The 18,733-nt window shown below is 63.7% G+C and carries 20 protein-coding genes and 3 tRNA genes; 16 read left to right on the top strand and 7 right to left on the bottom strand.

What is annotated here, in order from left to right; translation table 11 throughout:
• Positions 1-36 precede the first annotated feature (36 nt).
• The gene (locus AC13HB_RS06060) at positions 37-1,146 is read right to left on the bottom strand and encodes a phytase (RefSeq protein ID WP_482948837.1); all 1,110 of its coding nucleotides are present in this window, start codon (positions 1,144-1,146) and stop codon (positions 37-39) included.
• The gene (locus AC13HB_RS06055; protein WP_482948836.1) at positions 1,047-2,468 is read right to left on the bottom strand and encodes an alkaline phosphatase PhoX; all 1,422 of its coding nucleotides are present in this window, start codon (positions 2,466-2,468) and stop codon (positions 1,047-1,049) included. Before AC13HB_RS06055 ends, AC13HB_RS06060 begins: the two co-directional genes overlap by 100 nt.
• A gap of 212 nt (positions 2,469-2,680) precedes the next feature.
• On the opposite strand from AC13HB_RS06055, the gene rplM reads away from it, so the two are divergent.
• Together rplM and rpsI are read left to right on the top strand one after the other, a co-directional pair.
• Entirely contained in the window at positions 2,681-3,145 is a 465-nt protein-coding gene (gene rplM / locus AC13HB_RS06050) for a 50S ribosomal protein L13 (RefSeq protein WP_482948835.1), read from the top strand.
• A 1-nt stretch (position 3,146) separates the two neighbouring features.
• Complete coding sequence (gene rpsI / locus AC13HB_RS06045) at positions 3,147-3,644, top strand: 30S ribosomal protein S9 (RefSeq protein ID WP_482948834.1); 498 nt, start codon at positions 3,147-3,149, stop codon at positions 3,642-3,644.
• Positions 3,645-3,668: 24 nt separating this feature from the next.
• Here the strand turns inward: rpsI and AC13HB_RS06040 are convergent, their stop codons facing one another.
• On the bottom strand, positions 3,669-4,118 hold the full coding sequence (locus AC13HB_RS06040; RefSeq protein WP_482948833.1) for a helix-turn-helix domain-containing protein: 450 nt from the start codon (positions 4,116-4,118) through the stop codon (positions 3,669-3,671).
• Between the two features lie 73 nt (positions 4,119-4,191).
• Here AC13HB_RS06040 and AC13HB_RS06035 point away from each other — a divergent pair, with 73 nt between their 5' ends.
• Both AC13HB_RS06035 and AC13HB_RS06030 read left to right on the top strand, forming a co-directional pair.
• A complete protein-coding gene (locus AC13HB_RS06035) occupies positions 4,192-5,043 on the top strand; it encodes a class I SAM-dependent methyltransferase (RefSeq protein ID WP_482948832.1) in 852 nt (283 codons plus the stop codon).
• Entirely contained in the window at positions 5,036-5,539 is a 504-nt protein-coding gene (locus tag AC13HB_RS06030; protein WP_482948831.1) for a DUF2938 domain-containing protein, read from the top strand. The genes AC13HB_RS06035 and AC13HB_RS06030 overlap by 8 nt, the downstream gene beginning before the upstream one ends.
• Here the strand turns inward: AC13HB_RS06030 and AC13HB_RS06025 are convergent.
• Positions 5,527-6,429 (bottom strand): LysR family transcriptional regulator, encoded by a 903-nt coding sequence (locus AC13HB_RS06025; protein ID WP_482948829.1) that lies wholly within the window; start codon positions 6,427-6,429, stop codon positions 5,527-5,529. The genes AC13HB_RS06030 and AC13HB_RS06025 overlap by 13 nt on opposite strands.
• 96 nt (positions 6,430-6,525) lie before the next feature.
• Here AC13HB_RS06025 and AC13HB_RS06020 point away from each other — a divergent pair, with 96 nt between their 5' ends.
• Positions 6,526-7,161 (top strand): class I SAM-dependent methyltransferase, encoded by a 636-nt coding sequence (locus tag AC13HB_RS06020; RefSeq protein WP_482948828.1) that lies wholly within the window; start codon positions 6,526-6,528, stop codon positions 7,159-7,161.
• Positions 7,162-7,293: 132 nt separating this feature from the next.
• Positions 7,294-9,075, top strand: coding sequence for an ABC transporter transmembrane domain-containing protein (locus AC13HB_RS06015; protein ID WP_482948941.1), 1,782 nt, complete (start codon positions 7,294-7,296; stop codon positions 9,073-9,075).
• An 18-nt stretch (positions 9,076-9,093) separates the two neighbouring features.
• Here AC13HB_RS06015 and phaC read toward each other — a convergent pair whose 3' ends face one another.
• A complete protein-coding gene (gene phaC, locus AC13HB_RS06010) occupies positions 9,094-10,983 on the bottom strand; it encodes a class I poly(R)-hydroxyalkanoic acid synthase (protein ID WP_482948827.1) in 1,890 nt (629 codons plus the stop codon).
• Between the two features lie 83 nt (positions 10,984-11,066).
• Between phaC and AC13HB_RS06005 the strand changes: the two genes are divergently transcribed.
• From AC13HB_RS06005 to AC13HB_RS05960, 10 genes are all read left to right on the top strand, one after another.
• Entirely contained in the window at positions 11,067-11,390 is a 324-nt protein-coding gene (locus tag AC13HB_RS06005) for a hypothetical protein (protein ID WP_482948826.1), read from the top strand.
• 61 nt (positions 11,391-11,451) lie between these two features.
• Entirely contained in the window at positions 11,452-12,408 is a 957-nt protein-coding gene (glpX, locus tag AC13HB_RS06000) for a class II fructose-bisphosphatase (RefSeq protein WP_482948825.1), read from the top strand.
• An 84-nt stretch (positions 12,409-12,492) separates the two neighbouring features.
• Positions 12,493-14,304, top strand: a complete 1,812-nt coding sequence (recJ, locus tag AC13HB_RS05995) for a single-stranded-DNA-specific exonuclease RecJ (RefSeq protein WP_482948824.1) — start codon at positions 12,493-12,495, stop codon at positions 14,302-14,304.
• A 66-nt stretch (positions 14,305-14,370) separates the two neighbouring features.
• Positions 14,371-14,445 (top strand) — tRNA-Glu (locus AC13HB_RS05990).
• Between the two features lie 169 nt (positions 14,446-14,614).
• A complete protein-coding gene (locus AC13HB_RS05985) occupies positions 14,615-15,133 on the top strand; it encodes a 6-pyruvoyl trahydropterin synthase family protein (RefSeq protein WP_482948823.1) in 519 nt (172 codons plus the stop codon).
• Between the two features lie 387 nt (positions 15,134-15,520).
• Positions 15,521-16,045: a cold-shock protein gene (locus AC13HB_RS05980; protein ID WP_482948822.1), complete on the top strand. Its 525-nt coding sequence runs from the start codon at positions 15,521-15,523 to the stop codon at positions 16,043-16,045.
• Between the two features lie 87 nt (positions 16,046-16,132).
• Complete coding sequence (locus tag AC13HB_RS05975) at positions 16,133-16,690, top strand: DUF192 domain-containing protein (RefSeq protein ID WP_482948821.1); 558 nt, start codon at positions 16,133-16,135, stop codon at positions 16,688-16,690.
• A gap of 41 nt (positions 16,691-16,731) precedes the next feature.
• A tRNA-Pro gene (locus AC13HB_RS05970) sits at positions 16,732-16,808 on the top strand.
• Positions 16,809-16,868: 60 nt separating this feature from the next.
• The gene (locus AC13HB_RS05965; protein ID WP_482948820.1) at positions 16,869-17,174 is read left to right on the top strand and encodes an ETC complex I subunit; all 306 of its coding nucleotides are present in this window, start codon (positions 16,869-16,871) and stop codon (positions 17,172-17,174) included.
• A gap of 20 nt (positions 17,175-17,194) precedes the next feature.
• Positions 17,195-17,271: transfer RNA gene (locus AC13HB_RS05960), tRNA-Arg, on the top strand.
• A 115-nt stretch (positions 17,272-17,386) separates the two neighbouring features.
• On the opposite strand, the gene AC13HB_RS05955 is transcribed toward AC13HB_RS05960, so the two are convergent.
• Together AC13HB_RS05955 and metC are read right to left on the bottom strand one after the other, a co-directional pair.
• On the bottom strand, positions 17,387-17,551 hold the full coding sequence (locus AC13HB_RS05955) for a hypothetical protein (RefSeq protein ID WP_482948819.1): 165 nt from the start codon (positions 17,549-17,551) through the stop codon (positions 17,387-17,389).
• 23 nt (positions 17,552-17,574) lie between these two features.
• Entirely contained in the window at positions 17,575-18,726 is a 1,152-nt protein-coding gene (gene metC / locus AC13HB_RS05950; protein WP_482948818.1) for a cystathionine beta-lyase, read from the bottom strand.
• Positions 18,727-18,733: the final 7 nt, after the last annotated feature.

The following is an 18,733-nucleotide window of genomic DNA, read 5'->3' as shown; positions in this document are numbered from 1 at the left end:
GAGCGCCCGGCTTTTGCTGTTGCGGGTCTGGTCGGCCTATTCGGCGACGTCCGTGCCTTCACCGGTGATCACGGCGCGCGAGAAAGCGTCGCGGGAAATCACCTTCACCCGGTCGTCCGCATCGTCGAACACGGCGACCATGCCGTTCATATAGGCCGTGAAGCCGTAATTGACCGCAGTCGCCGCGATGGCGGCCGGCTGTTCCACGCCGCGCGTGGACAGACCGTCCACGATATCGATCAGCGGGCCCGTTTCCAGCGTGCGGGCATTGAAGCTGCGCACGTCATTGGCCGTGCCGTCAGTGGCAAGGAGGAGGCGGGTGCCGCTGAATTCCTCGACGGCAAGACTGGTCGCCGGGAAATTGTTCTCCGCGAGAATCGAGCCGTCAGAGCTCAGGCGGGTCAGGCCGCCGGCCGGGCTGGCGGTGTAGATGTCGCCGTCGAAACTGGTGCACTGACGCGCCGGGGCCGACAGCGCGAAATCGCGCACGCGCTCCACGGACAGCGTATCCGCGCCGGCATCCTGGACGCGCCAGATCTCGGCATGGGCACCGGTGCCCAGGACGACCAGGTCGACGAAACCGGTGCCTTCGCGGTGCAGGCAGAGACCGGCGACGCCGTCCACCGGCTCAACGGTCTCGATCGGCAGGTCGAGGACGCGCGCACCTTCGCGCACGACGGCATAACCGAAGACGGCGTCATTGTCCGGGGAAGCGCCGAAGACGAGCGGCAGGGATTCGCCGCGCAGCTGGAAGCCCGGCGCGGTGGCGATCCCGGTCAGGCGCGCGCCCGCATGGCGGGTTTTCAGAGCACCGTCGAGATCGAAGAGATCGAGACCGCCCTCGCGGGTCGCGGTGACGACATAGCCCAGCGAGGGCGCATCCATATCGGGCAGGAAAGACACCGCCGCCGCCCCGCCATCGACGCCCGTGAAGGCAGCGGTGACGAGGACTTCACGGGTATTCTCTTCGACGTCCTGGACGCCCTCGGGCGTCTCCGGCGCCTCGTCGCTCTGACCGCAGGCGGCGAGGGCGAAGACGGACGCCGTCAGAGCGAGCGCTGTCGCCAGGGACCGCGCACCGCGAAGGTGCGGCCGGGATAGCGCTGTACGTTGAAGAACAGGGTCGAACCGTCGGGACTGAAACATGGACCGGTAATCTCACTCTTCTGGCCATTCGGGCCGGTGGCGGCATTTCGGCCGATCGTATACACCTGACCCTGCGGCGTCACGCCACGGATGTACTGATCCTCACTGCCATCTTCGACGACAATAAGGTCGCCCCAGGGGGCTACCGTGATGTTGTCGCATTTCTCCATGACCCGTGCATCGTCGGTCTGCACGAAGAGCTGGATGCGCCCAGGCTCGTCCGTTTCACCCGGTTGGCCCTCGAGAGGGCTCGGCTGGTAGCGGAAGATCTGCCCGATATGGGCCGGACCGCCGTCCGTACAGGTGAAGTAGCATTCGTTATCGCCCCACCACAGGCCTTCGCCGCGGGTGAACTGGGCCGCACCATCGGCATGGCCGCGGATGGCGAGGTCGGATTCCGGCGCCTCGACATCGTCGAGATCGACCCATTCGACCTCGTACCAGGCACCGGCTTCCATACTGTTGCGCGACTCTGCCCAATTGCGCGTATCCATGCCCGGGCGGCCCTTGATCGCGAGCGCCTGCAGCCGACCGCCGCGCGCCAGTTCGCCCGGCACGTCCGGCAGATAGCGATAGAAGAGGGCGAGGTCGTCGCGGTCCTCGGTCTGGTAGACGGCGCCGGAATTCGGGTCGACCGCCACGGCCTCGTGCCGGAAGCGGCCCATGGCCTTGATCGGCACCGGCGTGACCAGTCCTGTCGCCGAAGACGGCACCTCGAAACAATATCCGTGATCCTTCATGGCCGTTTCGCCCGGGCGTAATTCGGTTTCCTCGCAGGTGATCCAGCTGCCCCAGGGGGTGATGCCACCGGCGCAATTGTTCATCGTGCCTGCGAGCGAGAGATATTGCGCTTCCACGGCGAGGGTTTCCGGATCGAGGACGAGATGGCTCGTGCCACCGAGATGGGGCGTGTCCAGCGGGGTCCAGTCGAAGACCTTGTCGCGGGCGATCCGGTCGAGCCCGGCCCCATCCATGCCAAAGGCCGATTTCTGCACTTCGCCCGGCCAGAGCTCGTGATTGCGGATCAGGACGATTTTCCCGTCCTCGCGCCCGAAACACCCCATCCCGTCGAAATCGCCCGGGGCGATCAGGCCGTCGGTCATCGCATCGCCCATGGACGAGAGAACCTGGTAGCTGAAGCCTTCGGGCAGGTCGAACAGGCCGGTGGGATCGGCGATCAGCGAGCCATAGCCTGTTATCTGGTTGAGCGGCGGCTGAGTGATGCTGGGGGCGGTGGCTTCGGCCATTAGCGCCGGGAGACCGGCGAAGGCGAGAGATGTGGCAGCGGAATTACGCAGAAAATCACGGCGGGACACAAACATACAACACTCCAAACGGGAGAAAACGCGCTTGGAATACAATGCGATCGCGACATGTAAATGACAGCGATGCAGTATGTGGTATTATTTCACCGTATTCGTAGGTGTATAAAATTACGCCTGAAATTCACACGGTGCTTGACCGGACTGAAAATGCCCCCTAAACCGCGCGCTCGAATTCAACCCGAGCCAGACAGGCCTGAGGCAGGATCATTATGAAGACTTTCAACGTCAAGCCGGCGGAAGTCGAGAAGAAGTGGGTCGTGATCGACGCAGAGGGTGCCGTTGTCGGCCGTCTCGCGTCCTTCATCGCGATGCGTCTTCGCGGCAAGCACCGTCCGGATTACACCCCGAACGTGGACATGGGCGACAACGTCATCGTCATCAACGCCGAGAAGGTCGTGTTCACCGGCCGCAAGCGTGACGACAAGCGTTACTACCACCACACCGGCCACCCGGGCGGTATCAAGGAAACCAGCCCCGCGAAGCTGCTCGATGGCCGCTTCCCGGAGCGCGTCGTCGAGAAAGCCGTCCAGCGCATGCTGCCGAAAGACAGCCCGCTGGCGCGCCAGCAGTTCTCGAACCTGCGCGTTTACGCCGGTCCCGACCACAAGCACGAGGCTCAGCAGCCGGAAGTGGTCGATTTCAAGTCCATGAACTCCAAGAATACGCGAGGCTGATATGACTGAAGAAGCCCGCTCGCTCGAAGACCTCAAGGACGTGATGAACGACGCCGACACCGGTGTCGTCGCCACGGAAGAGTCTGTTCCGGCCGAGCCGCAGATCGACGAACACGGCCGTGCCTATGCTACCGGCAAGCGCAAGAACGCGGTCGCCCGCGTCTGGATCAAGCGCGGTAACGGCAAGGTCACGATCAACGGCCAGGAACAGGAAAAGTATTTCGCGCGCCCGGTTCTGCGCATGCTGCTCCAGCAGCCGCTGCAGGCCGCCGAACGCGTTGACGAATTCGACATCGTCGCCACCGTCAAGGGTGGCGGTCTGTCGGGCCAGGCCGGTGCCGTGCGTCACGGTATCTCCAAGGCGCTGACCATGTTTGAGCCGGGCCTTCGCGGCGTGCTCAAGGCCGGCGGCTTCCTGACCCGCGACAGCCGTGTCGTCGAGCGCAAGAAGTACGGCCGCGCGAAAGCCCGCCGTTCCTTCCAGTTCTCGAAGCGCTAAGCGTTTCGGAACAACGCGACAAGATCACGGGCGGTGCCGGCTGGCACCGCCCGTTTTCTTTTGGCGTTCCGGTGCCCGGATGGCGCCAGATGCGGCGGCCCGGAGGATGCGCTGAAATCTCGGGCAGTCCATGTGGCGCTCTTCGGGACAGGCAGCCGCATGACGCAGCCCGTCGCGCATGGACTCAAGGCGTCGGATGGTGCGGTCCAGCTCGTCGGCCTTGGCGGCCAGTTTGTTGCGATCGATATCCGGCTCCCCGCGCTCACCGAACATGATGGCAATTTCGTCCAGGGTGAAGCCGGCGGCCCGGCCTAGCGCGATCAGGGCGAGGCGCTTGTCGATACCGGGATCGAACAGGCGGCGAAGTCCGTGCCGTCCGGTTGATACGATCAGCCCCTTTTCCTCGTAATAGCGCAGCGTCGAGGCCGGTACGCCGGTCCTTCTTGCGACGTCAGCAATATCCAGATCTTTCATCCTTGACCTCAAGTGAACTTGAACTGGCAGAGTGTGCTCTGCGTCGCTCGGGCGCAAGTTCAGGGAGAGAGTGATGAACCAGGAAAATGAGGAAACAGGGCTGACGGACTACTGGAAAGGGGCGGCTGGCCAGCAGTGGGCCGAGGCGCAGGCGCTGACGGATCGCATGCTCAAACCGTTCGAGGATCAGCTGGCCAGTATCATTCCGGATGGCGGGAATGTGCGTGTTCTGGATGTCGGGTGCGGGACAGGCGCAACCACAGCCGCGATCGCGCGGAAACTGGGGCCGAAGGGGCAGTGTGTTGGAATCGATATTTCGGAGCCCATGATCGACGCGGCCAGATCGAGGGTGGAGCAGGCCGGTATCCCGGCTGAATTCGTGCTGGGCGACGCCGCCGAAGAGCTGTTCGGGCCACGTTCGTTCGACCGAATCGTTTCGCGCTTTGGCGTGATGTTTTTCGACGACTTCGTTCGTGCCTTCAGCCGCTTGCGTCGAACTTTGCGTACCGATGGTGAGCTTTATGCGATTACGTGGCGCTGCATGGAGGAGAACCCCTTCATGACCTGTGCCGAACGGGCAGCTGCGCCTCTGCTTCCAGCATTGCCGGCGCGCGATCCAGACGCGCCGGGCCAGTTTGCCCTGGCAGATAAGGTCCGGGTTTGCAGTATCCTGGAACAGAGCGGCTGGAGTGGAACCCGGATCGTACCGGTCGATACCGTCTGCACCTTTCCTGAGGCGGAACTGACGACTTACCTGACCCGCCTGGGACCCGTTGCGCGCGCACTGACGGAAGCCGATGACGGATTGAAAACTAAGGTTCTGGACAGCGTACGACCGGCTTTCGCTCCCTACATCTACGATGGCACGGTACGTTTCACCGCAGCCTGCTGGCGCGTCACTGCGCGGGGGGCGGCGGATGACTGAGTTTTGGTCATCTGCAGCGCATGCCGTTCTGATTGGTTCCGGGGCGACGTTATGTCTGGACATCTGGACGATGCTGCGAGCGTCGATATTCAAACACGCCGCGCTTGACTATGCGCTCGTCGGCCGCTGGCTGGGGCATTTGGTGCAGGGGCGCTTGCGTCATGAGCAGATTGCCGCATCTCCTCCGGTGCCGGGCGAACGCGCGGTCGGTTGGGCCGCGCACTACACGGTCGGGATCGCTTTGGCGGGTGTGCTACTTGCCATAACCGGGCCGGCATGGGTCGAGGCGCCGACGCCCGGACCGGCGCTCGGGGTCGGTGTGGCGAGTGTCATCCTCCCTTATGCCATTCTGCAGCCGGGCATGGGAGCCGGGTTTGCCGCGAGCCGGATGCCCGATCCCGTTGCGGCACGTATGAACACCTTTCTGACGCATACCGTCTTCGGGGCGGGACTCTATCTGGCTGCCTTGGTGCTGAAAACGTGTCAGCTCTTGTAGCCCCGCGACAGCTCCTCCGCCAGGAGATCGAAGACCAGACGAATTCTGCGGCTGGTGCGTAATTCCCGATGGGTAACCAGCCAGACCGGAACGGGGATGCCGGGCAGATCGGGTAGGACCTGTTCGAGATCCGGATAGTGCCGGGCCATGTCACGGGTCAGGAAGCCGATGCCCAGGCCGCGCCGCATGAATTCGATCATGACGAGACCGTTGCCGCTGTTGAGCCAGAAACTCTCCAACCGGAGCGGCAATCCGATCTCGTGCATATAGGGCAGGGCGCGGGCGTTCTGGTCGAAGCCGATGAAGTCGTAATTCTCCGCGGCATCCTCGGGCGAAACGGGATGGCCGTGCCGCTCGAGGAAATCCCTGGAGGCATAGAGATGGGCAGACGTCTCGCCGATCAGGCGGGCGATCAGGTCAGGCTGGTCGGGGCGGGCATGCCGGATCGCGATGTCGGCCTCGCGCTTGCGAAGATCGCGCAGCTCGTTGGCAGCGATGATATCGACATCGATACGCGGCGCTCTGGCTCGCAGTTTTTCCAGGACGGGCGGCAGGAAATGCGCCGCGAAGGTTTCGGTCGCGGTTATGGAAACATGTCCCTCGATCGTCTGGGACTGTCCCGAAGCCGCGAGCGAGATGCGCTGTGCGGCTTCTCCCATGGTGCGGACGTGTTCGAGCAGTTCGAGTGCGGACTCGGTCGGGGTCAGACCGCTGTGTTCGCGTTCGAACAAGGTCAGGCCGAGCGCCTCCTCGAGGGCGGATATCTGCCGGCTGACGGTCGGCTGCGTCTGCCCCAGCGCCCGGGAGGCCGCAGAGAAGGATCCTTCCTCGACGGCTGCGAGGAAGGTACGGATCTGGTTCCAGTCGAAGGCGATGCTCGTCCAGTTCATCGAATTATGTATGCCTGTTCCAGAAAAATGCGGGGTCGATAATCGATTTATGTATACGTACATCCGGGCTGGGAAATGCACAAACAGGAAAACGCAATGAACCGCAATGTCCGTTTCTGGGACCGTGTCTCTGCCAAATACGCCGCCCAGCCGATCGCCGACGAGGAATCCTACGCCTACAAGCTGGAGAAGACGCGGGCCTGTCTTTCCCCTGAAGACGAGGTGTTTGAATTCGGTTGCGGAACCGGGGGCACCGCCATCCTGCATGCACCGCATGTTCGCCATATCCTTGCGACCGACATTTCCGGAGAAATGCTGGACATTGCCCGGCAGCGGGCCAGGGATGCGGGCGTCGGGAATGTGACATTCGAACAGGTCGGGATCGAAGACTTCGACAGCGCGCCGGGGCGTTTCGACGCGGTGCTCGGATTGTCCATTTTGCACCTTCTCGCGGATCGAGGTGCGGCCATCGCCAAGGTCCGATCGATGCTCAAGCCCGGCGGCGTTTTCGTCTCGAGCACGGCCTGTCTGGGCGATGCGATGTGGTTCATGGCGCCGATCATCCCGATCGCGCGACTGCTGGGCTTCTTTCCGCAGGTAAAGGTCTTTACCGTCAAACAGCTCGTGCGAAGCCTCCGGAGGGCCGGTTTCGAAATCGAACATCAATGGCAGCCCGGCAAGACCAAGGGCGTCTTCATTATTGCGCGCAAGCCCGCGGCCGCGCAGGCTTGAACGGACCGACCGAGGAGAGGCGATTTGGCCGCTAATTCCCAGAACGAGGCGCTGCAGGCCGACGAAGATCGCGGATCCGGCTTCGCCTCGGAGCTCGAGCGGGACCGCGAACATCGGGACAAGGCGCGAAGCATGCGGCCACTACGCCGGCTCGTGCCCTATATCCTGGCTTATCCGGGCCTTCTCGCGGCCTTTGCCGTATTCCTGGTCTCTGCGTCGGGCCTGACCCTGCTGCTGCCGGCGGCTTTCCGCCTGGTGGTTGATTGCGGCTTCGGCGGAGCCTCGTCGTCCGCGGTCTGTACGGAATTTGCGATCGGGTCTGATCTGTCGGCCTATTTCTTGGCCGGAATCGTGGTCGCTTTCCTCCTCGGTATCGCCAGTGCGCTGCGTTTCTACTTCATCAGCCGGCTTGGTGAGCGGGTCGTCGCGGATCTGCGCCGGGCGGTCTTCGATCATCTGCTGCGCCTCGATCCGGGTTTCTACGCCACGACGCGGACGGGCGAAGTCCTGTCCCGTCTCACCACCGACACGACGCTGATCCAGACCGTGGTCGGGTCTTCCGTCTCGGTGGCCCTGCGTACGGTTGCGACCACGCTCGGTGCGTTGTCGCTGATGGTCGTGGTGAACTGGCAGCTGGCGCTGATGGTGCTGGCGCTGGGCCCGGTCATTCTCGGTCCGATCATGCTGTTCGGCCGGCGGGTCCAGCGTCTGTCGCGCTCCAGCCAGGACAGCCTGGCCGAAGCCTCGGCGCGGGCCAGCGAAAGCCTGCGCGCGATCGAGACGGTGCAGGCCTTTACGCGCGAGCCGGAGGAAAAGGCCCGGTTCGCCACGGCCGTAGAGACGACCTTCCGTGCATCGCTGCGCCGGATCCGCGTCCGTGCCGCGATGACCGCTATCATTTTCTCGGTGATTCTGACCGGGCTGATCGCCGTGCTCTGGTTCGGCGCCGTGCAGGTCCAGACCGGCGCCATCACGCCGGGCGCGATGACCCAGTTCGTGATGTACGCCTTCGTGGCCGTGAGCGGCGTCGGCATGCTGACCGAAACCTATGCCGAGATGATGCGGGCAGCCGGGGCGACCGAACGCCTGATGGAGCTGCTTTCGGCGGAGACCGGGATCGGCGTGCCGGAAAACGCGCTCGCGCTGCCGGAACCGGTGCGCGGCGAGATCGCCTTCGAGCGTGTCAGCTTCGCCTATCCCGGACGTCCGAACGAAGTCGTGCTGCGCGACGTCTCTCTTCATGTGCAGCCCGGCGAGACCATCGCGCTGGTCGGGCCGTCGGGCGCCGGCAAGAGCACGTTGTTCCAGCTATTGCTGCGGCTCTACGATCCGCAGGCCGGGCGGCTGACCGTGGACGGGATTGATATCTGCCGGCTCGACCCGGCCGAATTGCGTCGCGCCATTTCCATCGTGCAGCAGAATGCGCCGCTTTTCAGCGGCAGCGTGGCCGACAATATCCGCTTCGGACGCCCGGACGCTTCGGACGATGATGTCGTCGCTGCGGCTGTTGCCGCCAATGCGCACGGTTTCATCAGCGATCTGCCGGAGGGTTATGCAACCCAGCTCGGCGAAAATGCGGGCACGCTTTCGGGTGGCCAGCGTCAGCGCCTGGCGATCGCGCGCGCCATCCTGCGCGACGCGCCGATCCTGCTTCTGGACGAAGCGACGAGTGCGCTCGACTCGGAAAGCGAGCAGGTGATCCAGTCGGCGGTGGAACGGGTCTCCCGGAACCGGACAACCATCGTCATCGCTCATCGTCTCGCGACGGTTCGCAATGCCGATTCCATCATCGTGATGGATGAGGGGCAGGTCGTGGACCAGGGGCGGCACGAGGAATTGCTGGCGCGGGGCGGCCTCTATGCCCGTTATATCGAACTGCAATTCGCCATTCCGGGTCAGCGCTTCGACGCCTGACCGGTCGGACAGGACTCGCTATTCAGCCGGCTCCTTCGTATCGCCCGTCTTCGATCGTGCGGGCGCATCGCTGCGGACGAGGACATTCTCGCCCGGCGCGTCGCGCAGGGGTTTGAGTTTGCCTTCGCCCGGTTCGCGCGCCGGCACGTCTTCGCCGGAGCGCTCATAAAGCCAGGCACGCCAGTTCTCCCACCACGAGCCGGGATGTTCCTCGGCGCCGGCGATCCAGTCCTCCACCGTGTCGGGCAGGGCGTCATTGGTCCAGTGCTGGTATTTCTTCGCATCGGGATGATTGATCACCCCGGCGATATGACCCGAACCGGCCAGCATGAAGCGGACATCGCCGCCGAAGGATTTCGCGGTGCGGTAGACCGAGGGCATGGGCGCGATGTGGTCCTCGCGCGAGCACTGGACATAGCAGGGCGTCTTCACGCTACCCAGATCGAGCATGTGTCCGTCCAGCTCCAGCTCGCCCTTCGACAGCTTGTTCTGCCGGTAGAGATTGTCGAGATACCAGAGGTGCAGCGCCTTGGGCATGCGGGTCTGGTCAGCATTCCAGTACAGCAGGTCGAAGGCCTGGGGCTGACGGCCGAGCAGGTAGTTGTTGACCACGAAGGACCAGACGAGATCGTTCGATCGCAGCAGGTTGAAGGTGTCGGCCATGGTCCGTCCGTCGAGCACACCGCCCTGGGCGTCCATCAGCCGCTCGATCTCGGCGATCCAGTACTCGTCGATGAAGATGAGAAGGTCGCCCGCGAGCTCGAAATCGGCCTGCGCGGCGAAGAAGGTCGCGGACGCGATCCGGTCGGACTGGCCTTCCGCTTCCAGCCAGGCAAGGGCGGAAGCCAGCAGCGTGCCTCCGACGCAATAGCCCACCGCGTTGACCGAGGTCTCGCCGGTCGCGGCCTCGACCGCGTGCAGGGCGGCGAACAGGCCCTCATGCATATAGTCGGAGAAGGTCTTGTCCTTGAGTTCCGGCCCGGGATTGACCCAGGAGATCAGGAAAACCGTGAAGCCCTGCCGGGTCAGCCAGCGGATCATGGAGTTATTTTCCCGCAGATCCATGATGTAGAACTTGTTGATCCAGGGCGGCGCGATGAGCAGCGGGCGTTGCTTCACCGTCTCCGTAGCCGGGGCGTACTGGATCAGTTCCATGATCTCGTTCTGGAAGATGACCTTGCCCGGTGCAGTGGCGAGATCCTTGCCGACTTCGAAGCCTTCCATGTCCGTCTGCGTGAGGGCCAGGCGGCCATCGCCGGCTTCCAGGTCCCGCATGAGGTTCTGCAGCCCCCGGGTCAGGTTCTCGCCATGGCTCTGCATGGTTTCGCGCAGAACGTCCGGATTGGTCAGCGCGAAATTGGTCGGGGACAGCGCGTCCGTCATCTGCTTGGTCAGGAATTCGACCTTGCGCTTTGTCTTCTCGTCGACGCCGTCGACACCATGGACCAGACCCATCATGAAATGCTGATTGAGCAGATAGGATTGCTTGATCGCGTCGAAGAGCGGATTCTCCTGCCAGTCTTCGCTGCGCCAGCGCTTGTCGCCGGGTTCAGGCGTGACCACCGGTTCGGCTTCGCCGGCCATGACGCGCTGGGTCGTGCTGGCCCAGAGGTCGAGATAGCCCTTCATCAGGTCGGCCTGGGCCTGCATGACGAGTTCGGGCTGGGCCATGATCTTGCGCCAGACCTCGCCGAATTCCGGCGCGGCATTGAACGGATCGGCCTTGGGCAGGACGGCGTCGCCCTCCAGGGATTTGCGCATCACGTCCGACATCAGCTTCTGCGATTTCAGCGAAGCCTGCATCAGATTGCGCGAAACGTCTTCGAGCGCCTGCAATTCCTGCTCGCTCATGGCACGCCAGGGTGTGTCCTTGCCATTGTCTCCGGAAGAAGCGTCGTGACCGCTCATGGGGCGTCCTTGTGATCCGCGGGTGACTCTGACACATATCAGCGTATAGAAAGCGTGACGCGCGTCCAGCGCGGGGAGATGTCATGCAGCGCATATTTGCCTTTGTTTCGTGCAGCCTTGCCCTGGTTTCGTGCGCCGGCATCGATATCCCGGGCGATGAGGCGAATCCCGCTTGGGTAAATGCCCGGATCGCTGCAGAAGGCGAAGGGCACAGCGCTCCGGCAACGATCCCGCAGCATACTCTGGAACCCGGTGCCGAACAGGTTATGGATCACGAGGCGATGGCCCTGTTGCGCAAGCGCGAAATGCTGAACGCGCTGGCCGACGAGGCGAACCGGACCGACACCGTGCCGCCGGAAGATTTCGTGGCAGAGGGGCAGGACCGCACCTCGCCGCCACAGGACTGAGCAAGACCGACTGACCTACCCGCGGGCATCCTGGCCCGGCGGATGAATGGAGACCCCCTCGATGAGCGATACCCGAGCCCTCAACAATGTGGCACTTCAGGCCGTGCGCGCTGCGGAAGCGGCCGCGGTGGCGGCCTATGACTGGATTGGCCGCGGCGAGAAGGAATCCGCCGACCAGGCCGCCGTCGATGCCCTGCGCAACGGGCTCAATGCCATTCCGATGAAGGGCCGGATCGTGATCGGCGAGGGGGAGCGTGACGAAGCCCCGATGCTGTTTATCGGCGAGGAAGTGGGTACGGGCGAAGGTCCGGAGATCGACATCGCACTCGATCCGCTCGAAGGCACCACGCTTACGGCCAATGGCATGAACAACGCGCTCGCGGTCCTCTCGCTTGCCATGCGTGGCGGTCTGCTCAATGCGCCGGACACCTATATGGACAAGATTGCCATCGGCCCGGGCCTGCCGGCCGGCGTCGTCGATCTCGATGCGACGGCGGCGGAAAACGTCACCAATCTCGCCAAGGCCAAGGACGTGCCGGCATCGGAGATTACCGTCTGCGTGCTAGAGCGCCCGCGCCACCAGCACATCATCGACGGCGTAAAGTCCGTCGGCGGCCGCGTCCGTCTCATTTCCGACGGCGACGTGGCCGGCGCGATGGGCGCTGCGGGCCTGGGCACCAATGTCGACATGTATATCGGTCAGGGTGGTGCGCCCGAGGGCGTTCTGGCAGCTTCGGCCCTGCGCTGTATCGGCGGCCAGATGCAGGCGCGTCTCTTCTTCCGCAATGACGAGGAGCGTGAACGGGCAGCCCGTGTCGGTGTGACCGATCTGGACCGCAAGTACGACCTCATGGAACTGGCATCGAGCCACTGCCTCTTCGTGGCGACCGGCGTGACCGACGGCGATCTGGTGGAGGGCGTGCGCAAGTCCGGCGGCATGACGCATACGCATACGCTTTTGCTCGACTCGGCCGATCATTCGATCCGCCGCATCCGTTCGGCCCGCCCGGACGCCTGATTTCAGGCCAGGCTGTCCGGCACAGCCAGCGGGGCGGCCTCATCTCCGCCCCGTCGGGCTGTATGCGCCAGGAGTAGCCCAAGAATGGTCGTCGAAACCGAGTCTCCCGAACTCACGAATTCGCCGCTGCTCGGGGTGACGGCGTCGCTCGGCGGCCGCAAATGGTTGATGCGTCCGGCAGACGATGCGGTCGTTGCCACCATTGCCCGTCAGCAGCAGATTCCGGACGCGCTCGCCCGCGTCATGGCCGGGCGCGAGGTCGGGGCGGAAGAGGCCGCGCAATTTCTCACCCCGCGCCTGAGGGAGCTTTTCCCGGATCCGTCCAGCTTTCAGGACATGGACAAGGCCGCCGGCCTCGTCTGGGATGCGATGAGAGCAGGCAAGCGGATTGCGATTTTCGCCGATTACGACGTGGACGGGGCAACCTCCGCCGCGCAGATCGCGCGCTGGCTCCGTCATTTCGGCCATGAGGCGGACATCTATGTGCCCGACCGCGTGGATGAAGGATATGGCCCGACTATCGCCGCCTTCGATACGCTGAAGGCGCGCGGCAGCGATCTGGTGATTACCGTCGATTGCGGCGCGGCTGCGCACGAGCCGTTGCGCCATGCCGATTCCATCGGCCTCGACGTCATCGTCATCGACCATCACCTGATGGATGAGGACTTTCCGCCGGCGGTCGCGCTGGTGAACCCCAATCGTCCCGACGACACGTCCGGCTGCGGGCATCTCGCGGCGGCCGGAGTGAGTTTCGTCTTTCTTGCCGCGCTCAACCGCGAAGGCCGTCGACGCGGGACGGTGACCGCCGAGAACGAGCCGAACCTGCTGGACTGGATCGATCTCGCCGCGCTGGGCACGATTTGCGATGTGGTCCCGCTGACCGGCGTCAATCGCGCCATCACGGCCCAGGGGCTCAAGGCCATGGGCCGGTGGTCGCATCTCGGTCTGCGGGCGCTCGCCGACGTCGCTGGCGTGGACGGCGAAGCCACGACCTATCATGCCGGCTTCCTGATCGGGCCACGCATCAATGCCGGCGGACGTGTCGGCAAGTCCGATCTCGGCGCCCGACTCCTGACGACCGAAGACCCGGCACTGGCCGAGCGCATTGCCGGCCAGCTCGACCGGCTCAATGCCGAGCGTCGTGCTATCGAGGCCGAGGTGCTCGACGCTGCCATGGCCCAGGTGGCGCAGCAGGGGCGCGACCGGGCAATCCTCGTGGCATCGGGCGAGGGGTGGCACCCCGGCGTGATCGGCGTCGTCGCCGGACGTCTGAAGGAACGCTTCGACAAGCCGGCTATCGTTATCGGTATCGATTCCAGCCGCGACACGCCTGTCGGCAAGGGATCGGGACGGTCCGTCCCGGGCGTCAATCTCGGAGGCGCGATCGCGGCGGCGCGGGAAGCGGGCCTCCTCGAGGCCGGAGGCGGGCATGCCATGGCCGGCGGGCTCACCGTGCACCCGGATGCCATCAACGCGCTCATCGCGTTTCTGGACGAACGACTGGCGCCGGAGCTGGCGGCAGCCACGGATGCTATGGCGATGAAGCTTGATGGCGTGCTCACGGCATCGGGCCTGACGCCGGAGCTGGCCGAATTGCTCGAAGCGGCGGGACCGTTCGGGCAGGGCAATCCGGAGCCACGCTTTGCTCTGGCGCGCATGCGTGTGAGCTTCGCCAAGCGGGTGGGGACGGATCATGTGCGCTTCACCCTGCAGGACACCAGTGGCGCGAGCGTGCAGGGGATCAGTTTCCGCTGCGCCGATACGCCCCTTGGCGAGGCATTGCTGCAATCGGGTGAGCGGCTCTGGCATGTCGCCGGGCGCGTGAAACTTGATACCTGGCAGGGCCGGAGACGGGTCCAGCTGCAACTCGAGGACATGGCAGCTGCATTGGACTGACGATTTTCCGAATTTCCCGCTTGCCACGCCGCTCAGGCTTTTCTATACGACCGACCTCATCGCCGCGGGCCCTTCGTCTATCGGTTAGGACGCCAGGTTTTCAACCTGGAAAGAGGGGTTCGATTCCCCTAGGGCCTGCCACGCGATCCTCTCCATTTCATCGATGGAAATCAGCTCCCGGCGCTGTCGATCGCGCGGGCCGGTCGGGCACGGAGATGCAGGCCGTGTGTCTTACATGATGAATTGCGATTGCGCCGTGCACGGTCTATAGGCGCTGTCCGATCCGACGGACACGACAGGAGCGCCGGGAATGGCTCATCTTTCGACCAAGACCTATGGCAATGAGCGCGGCCTGTCCTGCTGTTCGCGGCAATGGGCGGCCGATAGCGACTGCCATCTCCTGCACGGCTATTCCTTCGGCTTCCATTTCGTGTTTGCGGCCGAACAGCTCGACAAGCGCGGCTGGGTGCTCGATTTCGGTAAGGGCGGTTTCGGGCGTATCCGGGACTGGTTGCACGAAATGTTCGACCACACCCTGCTTGTGGCCGAGGACGATCCGGAACGCGATGCGCTCGTGGCGCTCGGCGAGAAGGGCATTGCCCGTGTTCGCGTCGTGCCCGGGACAAGCTGCGAGCGCATGGCCGAAATGGCCTTCCGCAAGGCTGACGAGATCGTGCGCGAGGCAACCGGTGGCCGTTGCTGGGTCGAATCCGTCGAATGTTCGGAACACGGCTCGAATAGCGGTATCTTCCGGGCGACCGATGCGGTCGAGCGGCTTCACGAAGCCGACCGGATCGCAGCCTCGATCTCCGACGACACCTCCGCTTAAGGGCGGGATCCCGTTTTCCCGGTGACCGATCGCCGGGAACGTACCCGCCGGCATGGTTTTCAGGGTGGCAATGCTGCGACTTTGACGGGAGCGGTCTGCTTTTCTCCCGCGGAAGCGGTCGCAGCGTGCTCGAAATATGTCTGAAATACGACAAAATACTCGCCTAATACGAGAAAAATGAAACAGGGTAAATTTCAGAGCCTTCCGCATCCGGTAGGATGACCGAGGAGGCCAAAACACAAGATATTGTGTTAACGTTGCTGAGAACAGCTCTCAATTGGAACATTTCGCGGAAGCAAAACGCAACAAGATGGGGGAAGAGGCTTCTCCCGAGTGTTAAAATTAGGTAAAGTTTCTCCCCTGAGGGTTGTCCGAGAGAGTTTTGTCATGGTTTTGGCTCACGAAGTTTTTGAAGATACTGAAGTTGTCGTCCTTGAGGGTCGCATCAAATGGTACGACCCCGCCCGTGGATACGGTTTCATCGACGCCACGGACGGGCAGGGTGACATCCTCCTGCACGCGAGTTGTCTGAGGCGTTTCGGCCAGGGGCCGGCGCTGCCCAATGCGAAGGTCACCTGCAAAGCCGTTCGCGGCGAGAAGGGCCGCCAGGCGGTCGAACTCGTCGAAATGGTGGGCGGCGATACCGAGGCTGAAACACGGCCGCGACGCTTTCACCCCTATGCCGTATCGAATGCACCCTTCTGCGAAGCGGTGGTCAAATGGTTCGATGCGCTGCGCGGCTACGGTTTCGTGACCTGCGCTGAAGTCGAGGGCGATGTCTTCCTTCATGCGGCGACACTGCGCCGCGCGGGCATGGACGACATCCAGCCGGGTGACCGTCTCGAAGTCCGTTGCGTCGAAGGTCCCAAGGGTGCGCTGGCGGCGGAAATTCGCGTCCCTGCAATGGCCTGATCATCCGAGCCGGACGAGCTGCGTCGTATGCGCATCCCTCCGCGCGCGACGATTGCGCGTCCGGCTGGTGAAGGTTAGCTTGCAGACATGCGTAACACACTTCTCAGCGCCGTTTTCGGCGCCGCCACTCTGATTTTCCCCGCCCAGCTCCTTGCCCAGGACGAGACGGCGTCGACTGCGTCCAGCACACCGACTGCGCGTGATGCGGTCGTGGACTATGGTGCACCCGAGCCGGTGACCCTCGTAACCGCCGAGGGCGAGTTCACCATCCAGGCCGAGATTGCGAATACGCCGGCGCAGATGGAGCGCGGGCTGATGTGGCGCGAATCGCTTGCCGCCGATGCCGGTATGCTCTTCCACTACGATCCGGCTCGCCGGGCCTCCATGTGGATGGAGAACACACTGATCGATCTCGATCTGGTCTTCATCCGGGCCGATGGCAGCATCGCGAAGATCATCGCTTTCGCCCAGGCCGGGTCGCGCCGCAGCCTCTCGGCCGATGCCGAAGTGACCGGTGTGCTCGAACTGGCTGCAGGCCGCGCATTCGAAACGGGCCTGCGCCCCGGCGATACGGTCATTCACCCCATTTTCGCGACACCGGATGCGGACGCTGCTGCGGCTGATGCGCCGGAGGACGCGGAGTAGGCTTGCCATCTGGCGAGGGCCCTTACATAAGGTCACCCGGACGGGGCGTAGCGCAGCCTGGTAGCGCATCTGGTTTGGGACCAGAGGGTCGCAAGTTCGAATCTTGCCGCCCCGACCATTATGACGAGCCAGTTTGGATTGGACCCGGGACCGGGTCCGGTTGAAATCGGAGAGGCGCATGTTCGCAAAGATCTATCGGCCCGCCCGCAATTCGATGCAGTCGGGACGTGGCAAGACCAAGAAATGGCTGCTGGAATTCTCTCCGGAGATGGCCAAGCGCCCGGACCCGCTCATGGGCTGGGCCTCTTCGTCCGACATGCGCAGCCAGATCAAGCTGAGCTTCGAGAGCCAGGAAGAGGCGGTGGCTTATGCCAAGCGTCAGGGCATTCCCTTCCAGGTGATCGAGCCGCACGAAGCCAAGCGCTACGTCAAATCCTACGGCGACAATTTCTCCGCCGACCGCAAACAGCCCTGGTCGCACTGACCGCGCGGCCGTGCGTTTTTGCCTCCGTAGCTCAACCGGATAGAGCGCCCGCCTTCTAAGCGGATGGTTGCAGGTTCGAGTCCTGCCGGGGGCGCCATTCCTTCGATCTCACGGCCAATCGCTGCGCGATGGCCTCCGATGGGCGGGCTGACCGCCCGGCGCGCGGTCGCGCTTGCGGGCCGCTTGGCCCGATAGGCTCTTTTGTTGCGCGATCAATCGTAACGGCGCGAACGCTTCCCGACATCGGTGCTGAAAGTGAAGCTGAAGGCGATCCCGATGATGAGCGGAACCCAGATGGGCAGCTCACCGATGCCCGGCGCTTCGAGCGCAGCGGCGATATGGTCGTCGACCAGCCACCAGAGCAGAAAAATCCACATATCAGGTCTCCTGGGAAAGCGTGCTAACCCGCTGCTGCGGCGAACCCTTTTTCGAGATCCGCGATGAGGTCGTCCGGCGCCTCCATGCCGATGGAGAGGCGGATGAGCGCTCCCTCATGGCGGTGCGCCGTCGTCGTTCGCTTGAGCTGCGGGTCGCAGTGAATGGCAAGGCTTTCATAGCCGCCCCAGGAAAATCCCAGACCGAAAATCTCCAGGGCGTCCAGGAAGCGCTCGCTGCGGGGAATGTCCCAGCCGGGAAGCTCGAAGGAAAATAGCCCGCATCCGCCGGTGAAGTCGCGACGGAAGATCGCGTGATCGGGATGATCGGGGCGGACCGGGTGACGGATCGCGCCGACTTCCGGCCGTGCGGCAAGCCACTCCGCAATCGCTAGGCTGCTTTGTTCGCTGCGCTGCATGCGGATCGACATGGTCCGCAGCCCCCGCAGGGCGAGAAAACTGTCGTCGGGTGAGGCGTAGATACCAAAGCTGCGCTCGGTGGCCTGCAGCCTGGCAGCCATCTTTTCGTCGCGGGCGACAACGGCGCCCATCAGGATATCCGAATGGCCAGCGACATATTTGGTCAGGGCCTGGGCGGCGAGGTCGACTCCCAGCTGGAGCGGTTTGAAGGTAAGGCCCGCACTCCAGGTGTCGTCGATAATGGTGATGACGCCCTTCTCGCGGGCGACCGCGGCGATCGCCGGGACGTCCTGGAGTTCCATGGTCAGCGATCCGGGCGATTCGAGCAGGATGGCCTGGGTTTCGTCCGTGATGAGATCGCCGATTTCCCGGCTCATGCGCGGCTCGAAGAAACGTGTGCTAATCGCTAGTTTTGACAGCGTATTCGTCAGGAAACCTCGAACGGGTCCATAGATGCAATCAGCGGCCAGGACTTCGCCTCCGGCCTCGACGGCCGTCATGATCGACAGCGTATTTGCCAGCAGCCCCGAATTCGTCAGCGCACAGCCGACACCACCCTGGAGTTCGCTCAGCGCTGCGCGAAGCGCGTCCTGCGTTTCAAGCCCCACGCGTCCATAATGCTTTCGGCCGGGCGGAAAATTGTAGAGCTCTCCGGCGGACGGGGCGAGCATGGTCGAGCCACGGGCCACAGCGGGATTGACCAGACCGCGCGCGTCATGAGGCCGTCCCAGTCGTGTAAGTTTGGTATCGTCTTTCATCCCGGGG

It is taken from the genome of Maricaulis sp. B-26, assembly GCF_056857855.1.
The sequence above is the reverse complement of the archived record's forward strand: the minus strand, read 5'-3'. Positions and strand labels throughout refer to the sequence as shown.